This window comes from Novosphingobium aerophilum (assembly GCF_014230305.1).
GTDB classification, from domain to species: Bacteria; Pseudomonadota; Alphaproteobacteria; order Sphingomonadales; family Sphingomonadaceae; genus Novosphingobium; species Novosphingobium aerophilum.
Map to the genome: position 1 here is coordinate 25,742 of NZ_JACLAU010000012.1, position 14,127 is coordinate 39,868.

Here is a 14,127-nt window from a genome sequence, read left to right on the forward strand (position 1 = left end):
TTACAATTCATTCGGCGGTAACCATCGTAGGCCCTGCGGTTCCGCCACTGGCACGAACGTTGCTCTGTTCACGATGATCTGGTCTACAGCGGCCAGACAGGGTGGGACCGAGTGCGCATGCTGGGCAAGATTGGCCGATTGTTCGTGATCAAGACGCGGATCGAAGCGTTCATGATCATCTATGCCCTGGCGCTGGGTGGCACGGCGCGCGGAGCCCACTACCTTGAACAGTATCCGGGCACCGGCGGCAAGCTGCTGTTCCTGGCCACCACCGGAGCGGTGTTCATGGCCGGGGCCAAGATCCTGGACTGCCTGCGTTACGAACAGGCCGAGCGGGACGCTCGCAAGTCTGTTCCGGAGGACGGGGGAAAGTAGGGGGTTTCTGTTGCCCGGCACCCCCCAAGCCGCTGGAATCCGTTCTGTTGCCCGGTCGGTCCGACCGCGTTCTAACCTTGTAACTTCAGGGCGTTAGCCCCTAGAATTACGCAGCGAGAGCAAGTGCTTCGTTGTCGTTGGCACTTATGGGTTTTGAGCCTTTAACGGGTTACTCAGCCCGGATGAAAACAGCGCCTTTGAACACACGTCGATCCTAGTTCGGCCCCGTCAACGACCCCGCGGAAAGCGAGGCTGATGGTGGAGCCGCCGGGTACCGCCCCCGGGTCCGCTGCGCCTATTCCACGCCGCAGTTTATCATCATAGCCGGGCGAACCCGGCGAAAGCGGATATAGGGAGGGACGAGGCAAAAGAAAAGGGCGGGACTTGCGCCCCGCCCTCCTGCGGCTCCAGCCTGCCCCGTACAGGGGCCGGATCAGCCCTTCTTCAGGGCGTCGCGGATTTCGGCCAGCAGTTCGACCTCGCTCGGCCCGGCGGGCGCGGCGGGCTCGGCCGGCTTGACCAGCACCTTGTTGGCCTGGCGCACGATCAGGAAGATGACGAAGGCCATGATCACGAAGTTGATGATCGCGGTGATGAACGAGCCATAGCCGAGCATGGCCACCCCGGCCTTCTTCAGCGCCGCATAGTCCCCCAGCGATCCGGTGTAGTCGGCGGGTACGGCACCCAGCACGATGAAGCGGTTGGAGAAATCGATTCCCCCCGTGATCCAGCCGATCACCGGCATCAGGACGTCATCGGTCAACGAACTGACGATCTTGCCGAAGGCCGCGCCGATGATCACGCCGACCGCCAGATCCAGCACGTTGCCGCGCGCGATGAATGCCTTGAACTCCCCAAGCATGCTGCCTTGCTCCCTTGTTGTCTCGGGGTTGTTCTTAGCCGGTGCGGCACCGATCGCAATTCCGCTTCCAAGGTCTTTACATTCCCCTACATTCGTCTGCGCTTGTAGGTGACGCTTGGCGTATTATCTATGTGCCACACCGCGATCCGCCCACCGATCGGGCGGAGCGGCCTGAGGAGGTTCTGACCGATGTTCGCCGTGTCCCGTCGCGCCACCTACCGTTATGCCTTCGCCACCGCCGCCGCGCTCAGCCTTGCCGGGTGCGGGGTGAACACCATCCCCACGCAGGAGGAGGCCGCCAAGGCCAAGTGGGCAGACGTGCAGGCCGCGTTCCAGGAGCGGGCCAACCTGATTCCCAACCTCGCCGCCGTGGCCAAGGGCGCGGCCGAGCAGGAAAAGGGCATCCTGGTGGGCGTCACCGAGGCGCGGGCCAAGGCCAGCTCGATCCAGATCTCGGCCGATGACCTGAAGGATCCGGCCAAGATGAAGGCCTTCCAGGACGCGCAGAACCAGCTCTCGTCCAGCCTCGGCGGGTTCGGACGGCTGCTGGCGAACACCGAGGCCTATCCCGAGTTGAAGAGCATCACCAATTACCAGATGCTGCAGAGCCAGCTCGAAGGCCAGGAGAACCGCATCCGCGTGGCGATCCGCGACTACAACGGCGCAGTCCAGCAGTACAACACCACGATCCGCACCTTCCCGGCGGTGATCGGCGCCAAGGTGATCTATGGCGCCAAGCCGATGGTCCCCTACCAGGCGGTGACGCCGGGGGCCGAGGCGGCGCCCAGCCTTGAAGGCAAGCTCTGACGAAGGGGCGCGGGCGATGCCCGGCGTGAGCGGGCGCCGAGCCCACGGTTCGGCCAGGCCCGGGGCCTGGCTCGCCCTGTTGTGCCTGCTCGCGGCGCTGCTGCTGGGCGTTCCGGCGGCACGGGCCGAGCCGACCTTCCCGCCCCTGACCGGGCGGGTGGTCGATGCGGCGGGGATCATCCCCGCCGACGAGGCGGCTCGCCTGGACCAGAAGCTGGCCGCGCTGGAACAGCAGACCGGGCGCCAACTGGTGGTGGCCACCCTGGGCGATCTGCAGGGCTATGACATCGCCGACTACGGCTATCAGCTCGGCCGCACCTGGGGCATCGGCCAGAAGGACAAGAACACCGGGATCATCCTGATCGTCGCACCCAAGGAACGGAAGGTGCGGATCGAGGTCGGCTACGGGCTCGAAGGGACCATCACCGACGGCCTGTCCACACTGATCATCCAACAGCAGATCGTGCCCCGCTTCAAGGCCGGCGATATGCCGGGCGGGATCGAGGCCGGCGTCGATGCCTTGATCCAGCAGCTCAGCCTCTCGCCGCAGGAGGCCGCCCAGCAGGCCCAGACGGCCGACCGGCAGGTGACCCAGCGCCGACGGGACTCGGGGGTCGATCCCGGCCATGTCCTGTTCGTCCTGGTGATCATCGTGTTCTTCGTCCTGCCTGCCCTGCGCGGCGCCTTTCGCGGCCGCCGCTATGACAGCGGCAGCGGCCTGGGACCGCTGATCCTGTTCAACGTGCTCGACGGCCTGTCCCGCGGCAGCCGCGGCGGAGGCGGCTGGGGCGGTCGGGACGACGACTGGGGCGGCGGCGGCGGCTTCGGTGGCGGCGGTGGATTTTCGGGCGGCGGCGGCAGCTTCGGCGGCGGCGGCGCATCGGGGAGTTGGTGACATGGCCGCGACCGTTTCGATGACCGATGGGGAGCGCGCGCGGGTCGCAGCCGCCGTGACCGCGGCCGAGGCCAGCACCTCGGGCGAGATCGTGACCATCCTCGCCGCATCGTCCGACGACTATGACGACGTCGCGATCGCCTGGGCGGCGTTCCTGGGGCTGGCCGGGCTGATCGCCCTGGCCCTGTTCCCGGACTTCGCCCTGGGGGCGTACGATCGGCTGACCGGGGCCTGGGCGCAGGAGTGGCCCGCCGGCAAGCTGTTCGGGGTGGCCGCGCTGGTCGCGGCGCTGGGGTTCACCGGGGCCTGGCTGCTGCTGCTGTGGCGTCCCTTGCGGCTGGCCCTGACCCCGGCCCCGATCCGCCACCGCCGGGTCCATGCCCGCGCCCTCGCCGCGTTCCGCATCGGCGCCGAGCGCCGCACCACCGGGCGAACCGGAGTTCTGATCTATCTGAGCATGGCCGAACACCGGGCCGAGATCGTCGCCGACGAGACCATCGCCGGAAAGGTGCCCGCCGATATCTGGGGGGCAGCCCTTGCCGCGATGCTGGTGGAGATCAAGGCCGGGCGCATGGCCGATGGGCTGATAGCGGCAATCGGCCAGGTCGGCCTGGTCCTCGCCGAACACTTCCCACGGTCCGAGGATGATCGTAACGAGTTGCCGGACCGACTGATCGAGGTGTGAAGCCCCAACCATGACCGATGACCCGCAGGAGCAGATTGTCTGGGAAGGCCGTTACATCACCGCCAAGGTCAGGGGTCAGTGGGAGTATGTCGGCCGCGCCCGCGGCATCCGCGCCGCGGTGATCCTGGCCCTGACGCCATCGCGGGAACTGGTCCTGGTCGAGCAGTTCCGCGTGCCGCTGGGTCGCCCCTGCATCGAACTGCCCGCCGGCCTGATCGGCGATGACGACGGGAGCGAGGGCGAGGACGCCACGACGGCGGCCGCGCGCGAGCTGGAGGAGGAGACCGGCTATCGCGCCGGGCGGATGGAGGTGATCGGCGAGTTCTGGTCCTCCCCCGGCATGGTCAGCGAAAGCTACACCCTCCTCAGGGCCCACGATCTGGTCCGGGTCGGCCAGGGTGGCGGCGTGCCCGGAGAGGACATCACCGTGCACCTCGTCCCGATCGACACCCTGCCCGCATTCATCGCCGAACGCCGGGCCCGCGGGGATGCCATCGATGGCAAGATGCTGCTGGCACTCGGGCCGCACCTGCTCTAGTCAGACCGCCAAGGGGTTTTTCAGCAGCAGCCATGCGACAGCACAGGGTTACATCGTTCGACGTCGCCGCGCTGGCCGGGGTCAGCCAGTCCACCGTATCGCGTGCCCTGGCCGGCGATCCCGTGGTCAGCGAGCCGACCCGGACGCGCGTGCTCGCCGCCGCCGCCGAGCTGAACTATCACATCGACGAGAACGCCGCGCGCCTGCGCACCGGCCGCACCGGCACGCTGGCCGTGGTGGTGATCAGCCGCGAGGGCGAGGATCATAAGGACGTCAATCCGTTCTACTTCTCCCTGCTGGGCGCGATCTGCGCGGCCGCCTCGAGCCGGGGGCACGAGACGCTGGTCTCATTCCAGGACGCGGCCGAGACCCTGTCGGGCCGCTACGAGGAACAGCGCAAGGCCGATGGCCTGATCGTGATCGGCACCACCGCCAACCGCACCGCCTGGAACTATTTCCGCGAGATCGGCGAGAACGGGGCGCACATCGTCTATTGGGGATCGCCGTTCGACGAAGGGCTCGACTGGATCCGTGCCGACAACCAGGAAGGCGCGCGGCTGGCCACCGGTCACCTGATCGCCAACGGCTATCGCCGGATCGCCTGCATCACCTCCGACCATTCGCCCCAGCGCCAGTTCAAGGAGCGCTACGACGGCCATGTCGCCCGCATGCGCGAGGAGGGCCTGCCGACCCGCGCGGTGGAGATCGACGAAAGCCTGCCGCGTGAGGAGCAGGGCCGCAAGGCGGTGTCCGATCTGATCGCCAGCGGCGAGCCGTTCGACGCGATCTTCGTCGTGTGCGACCAGATCGCGCTGGGCGTCCTGCTGGAGCTGCACGAACGGGGCATCGCGGTGCCCGGGCAGGTCGGCGTGGTCGGCTTCGACGGCATCCGTTCGGGCGCCTATGCCATCCCGCCGCTGACCTCGGTCGAGCCGGACTTCCAGTCGGCCGGGACCATGCTGGTCGACAAGCTGCTCAAGCAGATCGCCGGCACGCCCAGCGACGAACGGCGCGTGCCGGTTCGCCTGGTGCCCCGGGCCAGCTCCAAGGGGCCGGGCCTCCTGCCCTGATCCCCCGCTTTTTCGGACCTGCCATGATCGCTCCCGACCGTCCCCGCCGCAGCGCGCTCTACCTGCCCGCCTCGAATGCCAAGGCCCTGGCCAAGGCGCGGACCTTGCCCGCCGACGTGGTGATGCTGGACCTTGAGGACGCGGTTGCGCCCGAATGGAAGGCCGAGGCCCGGTCCGCCGCCGTGGCGGCGGTGCGCGAGAGCGGGTTCGGCCCGCGCGAGGTGGCGATCCGGGCCAATGGGCTCGACACGCCGTGGGGCGCCGAGGACCTGGCCGCCATCGCCACCAGCGGCGCCGATGCGGTGGTGGTCCCCAAGATTTCCACCCCGGCCGATATCCTGGCTTGCGAGGCTGCCCTGGCCGCCGCACCGCCGGGCCTGCAGCTTTGGGCGATGATCGAGACCTGCACCGCAGTGGGCAACCTGTTCCCGATCGCGGCGCTGGCCGCTTCGACCCGGCTCTCGCTGTGGATGATGGGCACCAATGATCTGGCCAAGGAGATGCGCGCGCAGTTGACGCCGGACCGCGCGGCCTTCGTGGCGATCCTGACCCAGGCGGTCTGTGCCGGACGCGCCCATGGGCTGGCCCTGCTCGACGGCGTCTGCAACGAATTCCACGACCTCGACCGCTTCAGCGCCGAGGCGGCCCAGGGCCTGATGCTGGGGTTCGATGGCAAGACGGTGATCCATCCCGCCCAGATCGAACCCTGCAACGCGGTGTTCTCCCCCTCCCCCGCCGAACTGGCCCGCGCCGAGGCGATCATCGCCGCCTTCGCCCTGCCCGAGAACGCCGGCAAGGGCGCGATCCAGGTCGACGGCAAGATGGCCGAGCTGCTGCATCTTGAGCAGGCGCGCCGGCTGGTGGCCGTGGCGGGGCAGATCGCGGCGCTGGGGTGAGCGGGCTCCGCGGGATAGCGGCCGTGCCACGGTCGATCGACCTCAAGGCTCGCCGAAAGCCCCACCACCCCGCTCGGGCTGCGCCTCAGCGGGGTGGCGTGATGAGCAGGATTGTCGCCCGAAGGCTCAGACGCGCCGCCACTCGAAACCATAGGACGCCAGCTCGGCGGAACTGGCCCCGCTCGCCAGCAGGACCTTGCCGGCCGAAACCTCGCTGGCCACCGGCGCGTCCGACAGGTTGAACCGACAGACCACACGCTCCCCGTCGCAATGCCGCTCGAAATACAGCAGCGCGGCGTCGGCCGCCAACAGCCGGAACGTCCCCATACGCAGCGCCCGGCTGGCCTGCCGCAACGCCAGCACCCGCCGGGTGTGGTGCAACAGCGAACCCTCGTCGGCCTCCTGCGCGGCCACGGCCCGCCCCCGGTTGGCCTTGCCCAGCGGCAACCAGGGCGTTCCGGTGGTGAAGCCGCCGCCGGGCTCGTCGCGCCATGGCAGGGGCGTGCGGGCGCCATCGCGCGAAAGGGTCAGCGGCCAGTTGGCAATCGCTTCGGGGTCCTGCAACTGGTCGAACGCGATCTCGTCCTGCTCCAGCCCCAGTTCCTCGCCCTGGTAGACGATGATGTTGCCGCGCAGGGCCGCCAGCAGCGCGATCTTCATCCGCGCGAAGGCGTCGCGGTGCTCGGGAGCGCACCAGCGCGAGACCGCGCGCGGCGCATCGTGGTTCTCGAAGGCCCAGCTTGGCCAGCCCTCGGCCAGGCCATCGGCGCCGGGCAGCCCCTGCCAGTGCCCCATGGCCCGCACGATCATCGCCGGGGTCAGCTCGGGCGCATAGAGGAAATCGAAGCCATAAGCGCTCGACAGCCGGGCCGGGCCGGCGGTGTAGGCCTTCATTTCAGGCAGCGGATCGTCCCCGCCGATTTCGGCCACCAGGTGGATCGCGCCGAACTCGTCGCAGAGCGCGCGGATGCGCTCGACGAAGGGGATCATGCCCGGCTGCGATTGCGAATAGCGCTTGATCTGGAAATCGAACGGGCGGCTGCGCACCCGGCCATCGTCCGGTGCCGGCGGATTGTCGCGCAGCAGCGGATCGTGCATCGCGTGGTTCAGCGCGTCCAGCCGGAACCCGTCGACCCCGCGCTCCAGCCAGAACCGCGCCGCCGCCAGCAGCGCGTCCTGCACGACCGGGTTGGCCACGTTGAGCTGGGGCTGCTCGCGCAGGAACGTGTGCATGTAGTACTGGCCGCGCCGCGCGTCCCAGGTCCAGGCGGGACCGCCGAACACCGATTGCCAGTTGTTCGGGGGAGAGCCGTCGGGCCGCGGATCGGCCCAGACGTACCAGTCGGCCTTGTCCCCCTCACGCGCGCCGCGGCTGGCCGCGAACCAGGCATGCTGGTCGGACGTGTGGGCGAAGACCTGATCGATGATCACCTTCAACCCCAGCCCATGGGCCTTGGCGATCACCGCGTCGAAATCGGCCAGGGTCCCGAACATCGGATCGACCGCGCAATAGTCCGCCACGTCGTAACCGAAATCGCGCATCGGCGAAGTGAAGAAGGGCGAGATCCACAAGGCGTCGACGCCCAGCGCGGCAATGTGGTCCAGCCCGGCGACAATGCCCGCCAGATCGCCGATCCCGTCGCCATTGGTATCGCGGAAGCTGCGGGGATAGACCTGGTAGATCGCGGCCCCCCGCCACCACTCCGCAGGGCCCCATTCGGGATCGGTCATGACTGTCTTTCTGTTGAACCGGGATCGACCATGCCAGCTTGCTGCGCTGCACCAAGCTGAATTGGTATGCACCGCTTCATCAGAAAACTTGTCGAACCGGGCGATGCTCGCCTAGGCTCGTCTGGCGAGACAAGAACGATGCCGGCGTCTCCCCAGGGAGGACAACGTGAACCGGGTCGCAGCAGGAGAGGACCCCGACCCATGCCACCCGCCGTGCGGGTTGCCGATGCAACGGAGCCCGTCGTGACCCTTGATCCCAATTCGTCCGTCGCCCACCTGGATGCGCTGATCCTTGACGTCCTGCGCCACCGGGTCGGCAAGGACGAACTGGCCGCCAAGCCGCACGACTGGTTCAACGCGACCGTCCTGGCCCTGCGCGACAAGATCATCGATCGCTGGATCGCCACGACCCGCCGGACTTACGAGACCAAGGGCAAGCGGGTCTATTACCTCAGCCTGGAATTCCTGATCGGGCGGCTGCTGCGCGATGCCCTGGCCAACATGGGCCTGACCCGGGACATGGAAAAGGCCCTGCGCGAGCATGGGCTGGACCTGTCGGTGCTGGAAGACCTGGAACCCGATGCGGCGCTGGGCAACGGCGGGCTGGGCCGGCTGGCCGCCTGCTTCATGGAGAGCCTGGCGACGCTGGACATCCCGGCCTACGGCTATGGCATCCGCTATGTGAACGGCATGTTCCGCCAGCGCATCGTCGACGGCTGGCAGGTGGAGCGGCCGGAGACCTGGCTGGCCCACGGCAATCCCTGGGAATTCGACCGCCGGGAAAGCGCTTACCGGGTCGGCTTCGGCGGCGAGGTGGTCGAGACCGGCGAAGGCGTGGAATGGAAGCCCGCCGAACAGATCGAGGCCAGCGCGGTCGATACCCCGGTGGTCGGCTGGCGGGGCGCGCGGGTCAACACGCTGCGGCTGTGGACCGCGACCGCGCTCGAGCCGATCAAGCTCGACGCGTTCAACGCCGGCGATCACTTCGGCGCGCTGGCCGACGAGGTCCGCGCCGATGCGCTGGTGCGGGTGCTCTACCCCGCCGATTCCAGCCCGGCCGGGCAGGAGCTGCGGCTGCGGCAGGAATACTTCTTCTCCGCCGCGTCGATCCAGGACATCATGCGCCGCCACGTCCAGTTCCACGGCGATGTGCGCACCCTGCCCGACCAGGCCGCGATCCAGCTCAACGACACGCACCCCTCGGTCGCCGTGGCCGAACTGGTGCGGCTGCTGGTCGACGTCCACGGGCTGGAGTTCGACGAAGCCTGGGACGTGACCCGGCGGGCCATCGCCTACACCAACCACACCCTGCTCCCCGAAGCGCTGGAATCCTGGCCGCTGCCCCTGTTCGAGCGCCTGCTGCCGCGGCACATGCAGATCGTCTATGCGATCAACAGCCGCGTGCTGCGCGAAGCGCGCAAGGCCGGGATGGACGATCGCGCCATCGCCGCGATCAGCCTGATCGACGAGGGCGGCGAGCGGCGGGTGCGGATGGCCAACCTGGCCTTCGTCGGCGCCCATTCGGTCAACGGGGTGGCCGCGCTGCACACCGATCTGATGAAGACCACGGTCTTCGCCGATCTTCACGCGCTTTATCCCAGCAAGATCAACAACAAGACCAACGGGGTCACCCCGCGGCGGTGGCTTCAGCAATGCAATCCGGGCCTGACCGGGGTGATCCGCGACGCCATCGGCGATGCGTTCCTCGACGATGCCGAACAGCTCTCCGCGCTCAAGGCCCTCGCCGGCGATGCCGTGCTGGGCGAACGCGTGGCCGAGGTGAAGCGCTCCAACAAGGTCGCCCTCGCCCGCCATCTCAAGGACCTCATGGGGGTCCGGCTCGATCCCGATGCCCTGTTCGACGTGCAGATCAAGCGCATCCACGAATACAAGCGCCAGTTGCTCAACCTGGTCGAGACCGTGGCGCTCTATGACCAGATCCGCAGCCATCCGGAGCGGGACTGGGTGCCGCGCGTCAAGATCTTCGGGGGCAAGGCCGCGCCCAGCTATCATAACGCCAAGCTGATCATCAAACTGGCCAACGACATCGCCCGGCGGGTCAACTCCGATCCCTCGGTCGGCGGGCTGCTGAAGGTGGTCTTCGTGCCCAATTACAACGTCAGCCTGGCCGAGAGGATCATCCCCGCGGCCGACCTGTCCGAACAGATCTCCACCGCCGGGATGGAGGCATCGGGCACGGGCAACATGAAGTTCGCGCTGAACGGGGCCCTGACCATCGGTACGCTCGACGGCGCCAATGTCGAGATCAAGGACCGGGTGGGGGACGACAACATCTTCATTTTCGGGCTGACCGCCGACGAGGTCGAGCAGCGCCGCGCCGAGGGTTATCGGCCGGGCGAGATCATCGCCGCCTCGCGCGAGTTGCAGCAGGCGCTGTCGGCGATTGCCTCGGGCGTGTTCTCGCCGGACGATCCGGACCGCTACCGCGATCTGATCGGCGGGATCCATGACCATGACTGGTTCATGATCGCCGCCGATTTCGATGCCTATGCCGCGGCCCAGCGCCGGGTCGATGCCTACTGGAACGATCAGCCGGCCTGGCGGGCCAGCGCGATCCGCAACATCGCCAATGTCGGCTGGTTCTCGTCCGACCGCACGATCGGGGAATATGCCCGGGACATCTGGGGCGTGAAGTGAAGCCCGGCAAGGCCGCCATCGCCGCGCTTCTCGATGGCAGCCATGCCGATCCCTTCTCGCTGCTGGGCGCGCACGAGGGCCCGAAGGGCACCTTTGCCCGCGCGATCCTGCCCGGCGCCGAAACGGCCGAGGCGCACAACCTGGCGGGGGACGCGCTGGGCGTGCTCACCCGCACGCACGACGGCGGCCTGTTCGAAGGCTTCATCACCGGCCCGCGGCAGCCGCTGAAGTACCGCTGCGCCGCGGGCGACCATGCCTGGTGGGTGACCGATCCCTATTCCTTCGGCCCGGTGCTGGGCCCGATGGACGATTACCTGATCGCCGAGGGATCGCACCTGCGCCTGTTCGACAAGCTGGGCGCGCACCTGATCACCCATGAAGGCGCGCGCGGCGTCCATTTCGCGGTCTGGGCGCCCAATGCCCGGCTGGTTTCGGTGGTCGGCGATTTCAACGACTGGGACCATCGCCGCCACCCGATGCGCCACCGGGCCGATACCGGGGTGTGGGAACTGTTCGTGCCCGATCTGGGCGAATGGCGCGCCTACAAGTACCGGATCGTCGGGCCCGACGGGACGGTGCAGCCGCTGAAGGCCGATCCCTTCGCCTTCGCCGCCGAGATCCGGCCCAAGACCGCATCGCTGACGATCAATCCCGGCAAGCCCAAATGGGGCGACGAGGCGCACCGCGCCCACTGGGCCAGCGTCGACCCCCGCCGCCAGCCCATCTCGATCTACGAGGTGCATGCCGGATCGTGGGACCGTGACGCCGGGGACTGGTTCCTGACCTGGGACCGGCTGGCCGAAGAGCTGATCCCTTACGTGGTCGACCTGGGCTTCACCCATATCGAATTCCTGCCGGTCAGCGAGCATCCCTACGATCCCAGTTGGGGCTACCAGACCACCGGGCTTTATGCCCCAACCGCCCGCCACGGCGATCCGGAAGGCTTTGCCCGGTTCGTCGACGGCGCGCACCGCGCCGGGGTGGGCGTGCTGCTGGACTGGGTGCCGGCCCACTTCCCCACCGACGCGCACGGCCTTGCGCGCTTCGATGGCACCGCCCTGTACGAGCACGAGGACCCGCGGCTGGGCTTCCACCCGGACTGGAACACCGCGATCTACAACTTCGGCCGCCGCGAGGTGGCGAGCTACCTGGTCAACAACGCGCTGTTCTGGGCCGAACGCTATCATGTCGACGGACTGCGCGTGGATGCCGTCGCCTCGATGCTCTACCGCGACTATTCGCGCGCCGCGGGCGAATGGATCCCGAACCCGGACGGCGGGCGCGAGAACTGGGAAGCGGTCGAATTCCTGCGCGCCATGAACAAGGCGCTTTACGCCAGCACCCCGGGGGTGATGACCATCGCCGAGGAATCGACCTCCTGGCCCGGGGTCTCGCAGCCGGTCCACGAGGGCGGGCTGGGGTTCGGGTTCAAGTGGAACATGGGCTTCATGCACGACACGCTGAAGTACATGGCGCGCGATCCGATCCACCGGTGCCATCACCATGACGAGATCACCTTCGGGCTGGTCTATGCCTTCAGCGAGAACTTCGTCCTGCCGCTGAGCCATGACGAGGTGGTCCACGGCAAGGGATCGCTGCTGGGCAAGATGAGCGGGGACGATTGGCAGCAGTTCGCCAACTTGCGCGCCTATTACGGGCTGATGTGGGGCTATCCCGGCAAAAAGCTGCTGTTCATGGGCCAGGAATTCGCCCAGCGACGCGAATGGAGCGAGGCCCGCGCGCTCGACTGGGACCTTCGCAAGGCCCCGGCGCACGAAGGGGTGCGCCACCTGGTGCGCGATCTGAACCGGGTCTACCGCGACTTGCCCGCCCTTCACGCCCGCGATTGCGAGGGCGAAGGCTTTGCCTGGCTGGTGGTGGACGATGCCGCCCGGTCGGTCTTCGCCTGGCTGCGGCAGGCGCCGGGCGCGGCGCCGGTGGCGGTGATCAGCAACATGACGCCCGCGGTGCGCGAAGGCTACCACCTGCCCCTGCCGCACGACGGGCGCTGGCGCGAGGTGCTGAACACCGACGCCGCGATCTATGGCGGCAGCGGCGTGGGCAACCTGGGCGGAATCACGGCGGCGAACGGCGGCGCAACCGTCACACTGCCGCCACTGGCGACACTGATGTTCGAATGGACCGGCTCATAACGGGAGAATCGGGATGCGGGATGTGACAGGACGGCCGCTGGCGCGCGATGCCATGGCCTATGTGCTCGCCGGAGGCCGGGGCAGCCGGCTGAAGGAGCTGACGGACAACCGCGCCAAGCCGGCGGTCTATTTCGGCGGGGTCAGCCGGATCATCGACTTTGCCCTGTCCAACGCGATCAATTCGGGCATCCGCCGCATCGGCGTGGCCACGCAGTACAAGGCGCATTCGCTGATCCGCCACATGCAGCGCGCCTGGAACTTCATGCGCCCGGAACGCAACGAAAGCTTCGATATCCTGCCCGCCAGCCAGCGCATTTCCGAGCTGCACTGGTACGAAGGCACGGCCGATGCGGTGTTCCAGAACATCGACATCATCGAAAGCTACGCGCCCAAATACATGGTCATCCTGGCCGGCGACCACATCTACAAGATGGACTACGAGCTGATGCTGCAGCAGCACGTCGACTCGGGCGCGGACGTGACGATCGGGTGCCTGATCGTCCCCAAGAAGGATGCCACCGGCTTCGGCGTGATGGCGGTCGACCAGCACGACGTGATCACCGCCTTCGTCGAGAAGCCCGCCGATCCGCCGACCATCCCCGGCGATCCCGAGCACTCGCTGGCTTCGATGGGCATCTATGTGTTCGAAACGAAGTTCCTGTTCGAACAGTTGCGCCGCGATGCAGAGGATCCGGAATCCTCGCGCGATTTCGGCGGGGACATCATCCCCTACATCGTCAAGCACGGAAAGGCCGTGGCGCACCGCTTCACCGATTCGTGCATCCGCGCCGCCGAGCAGATCGGCGAATACTGGCGCGATGTCGGCACGCTTGACGCCTATTTCGAGGCCAACCTCGATCTGACCGACACGGTCCCCAAGCTCAACATGTACGATCGCGACTGGCCGATCTGGACCGACCAGATCGTCGCCGCCCCGGCCAAGTTCGTCCACGACGAGGACGGCCGGCGGGGCCATGCGATCTCGTCGCTGATCAGCCAGGACTGCATCGTCTCGGGCGCGCTGGCCAAGCGCTCGCTGCTGTTCACCGGGGTCAAGATGGGGTCCTGGTCCAGCGTCGACGAGGCGGTGATCCTGCCCTATTGCAACATCGGCCGCGGCGCCCGCCTGTCCAAGGTGATCCTGGACACCGGAGTGCGCATCCCCGAAGGCCTGGTGGTGGGCGAGGACCCGGTGCTCGACGCCCAGCGCTTCCGCCGGACCGAAAGCGGGGTCTGCCTGATCAACAAGGCGATGATCCAGCGGCTGACAGCGTAAGGGCGATGTCAGCTGTCTGGTCCGAGCAGGAGGCGATTGGCTCCAACGATCTGGCGGAACGTGCTCTCCATGCAATCGGCACGTCGCCCCTGCGCAGGCAGGGGCCCAATCCAACATCGCCCATCTCCGCCGACCTATCGCGTTCGGACTGATTGGGTTAGGCCCCTGCCTGCGCAGGGGC

The 14,127-nt window shown here is 67.8% G+C and carries 12 protein-coding genes and 1 other RNA gene; 10 read left to right on the forward strand and 3 right to left on the reverse strand.

The window, feature by feature from the left end; all coding sequences use genetic code 11:
• Positions 1–117: 117 nt before the first annotated feature.
• Positions 118–375 (forward strand): hypothetical protein, encoded by a 258-nt coding sequence (locus tag H7F49_RS09600; protein ID WP_185683377.1) that lies wholly within the window; start codon positions 118–120, stop codon positions 373–375.
• A 33-nt stretch (positions 376–408) separates the two neighbouring features.
• Here the strand turns inward: H7F49_RS09600 and ssrA are convergent.
• Both ssrA and mscL read right to left on the reverse strand, forming a co-directional pair.
• Positions 409–754, reverse strand: a transfer-messenger RNA (tmRNA) gene (ssrA, locus tag H7F49_RS09605).
• Positions 755–808: 54 nt separating this feature from the next.
• Positions 809–1,237, reverse strand: coding sequence for a large conductance mechanosensitive channel protein MscL (gene mscL / locus H7F49_RS09610; protein WP_185683378.1), 429 nt, complete (start codon positions 1,235–1,237; stop codon positions 809–811).
• Between the two features lie 189 nt (positions 1,238–1,426).
• Here mscL and H7F49_RS09615 point away from each other — a divergent pair, with 189 nt between their 5' ends.
• From H7F49_RS09615 to H7F49_RS09640, 6 genes are read left to right on the forward strand one after another with little or no spacing between them, the layout of a single operon-like run.
• The gene (locus tag H7F49_RS09615) at positions 1,427–2,044 is read left to right on the forward strand and encodes a LemA family protein (protein WP_185683379.1); all 618 of its coding nucleotides are present in this window, start codon (positions 1,427–1,429) and stop codon (positions 2,042–2,044) included.
• A gap of 25 nt (positions 2,045–2,069) precedes the next feature.
• Positions 2,070–2,939 (forward strand): TPM domain-containing protein, encoded by an 870-nt coding sequence (locus tag H7F49_RS09620; RefSeq protein WP_407940300.1) that lies wholly within the window; start codon positions 2,070–2,072, stop codon positions 2,937–2,939.
• Position 2,940: 1 nt separating this feature from the next.
• On the forward strand, positions 2,941–3,624 hold the full coding sequence (locus tag H7F49_RS09625) for a TPM domain-containing protein (RefSeq protein WP_185683381.1): 684 nt from the start codon (positions 2,941–2,943) through the stop codon (positions 3,622–3,624).
• A gap of 10 nt (positions 3,625–3,634) precedes the next feature.
• Positions 3,635–4,162, forward strand: a complete 528-nt coding sequence (locus tag H7F49_RS09630) for an NUDIX hydrolase (protein ID WP_185683382.1) — start codon at positions 3,635–3,637, stop codon at positions 4,160–4,162.
• Positions 4,163–4,194: 32 nt separating this feature from the next.
• Complete coding sequence (locus tag H7F49_RS09635) at positions 4,195–5,232, forward strand: LacI family DNA-binding transcriptional regulator (protein ID WP_185683383.1); 1,038 nt, start codon at positions 4,195–4,197, stop codon at positions 5,230–5,232.
• Between the two features lie 23 nt (positions 5,233–5,255).
• Positions 5,256–6,128 carry an HpcH/HpaI aldolase/citrate lyase family protein gene (locus tag H7F49_RS09640; RefSeq protein ID WP_185683384.1) on the forward strand — a complete coding sequence of 291 codons (873 nt, stop codon included), beginning with the start codon at positions 5,256–5,258 and terminating at the stop codon, positions 6,126–6,128.
• A gap of 126 nt (positions 6,129–6,254) precedes the next feature.
• Here the strand turns inward: H7F49_RS09640 and H7F49_RS09645 are convergent, their stop codons facing one another.
• Positions 6,255–7,859, reverse strand: a complete 1,605-nt coding sequence (locus H7F49_RS09645; RefSeq protein WP_185683385.1) for an alpha-amylase family glycosyl hydrolase — start codon at positions 7,857–7,859, stop codon at positions 6,255–6,257.
• Between the two features lie 201 nt (positions 7,860–8,060).
• Between H7F49_RS09645 and H7F49_RS09650 the strand changes: the two genes are divergently transcribed.
• The 3 genes from H7F49_RS09650 to glgC are packed head-to-tail and all read left to right on the forward strand — an operon-like array spanning position 8,061 to position 13,946.
• A complete protein-coding gene (locus H7F49_RS09650) occupies positions 8,061–10,517 on the forward strand; it encodes a glycogen/starch/alpha-glucan phosphorylase (RefSeq protein WP_185683386.1) in 2,457 nt (818 codons plus the stop codon).
• Entirely contained in the window at positions 10,514–12,670 is a 2,157-nt protein-coding gene (gene glgB / locus H7F49_RS09655; protein WP_185683387.1) for a 1,4-alpha-glucan branching protein GlgB, read from the forward strand. Before H7F49_RS09650 ends, glgB begins: the two co-directional genes overlap by 4 nt.
• A gap of 13 nt (positions 12,671–12,683) precedes the next feature.
• Entirely contained in the window at positions 12,684–13,946 is a 1,263-nt protein-coding gene (gene glgC, locus H7F49_RS09660; protein ID WP_185683388.1) for a glucose-1-phosphate adenylyltransferase, read from the forward strand.
• The last annotated feature ends 181 nt before the right edge of the window (positions 13,947–14,127 follow it).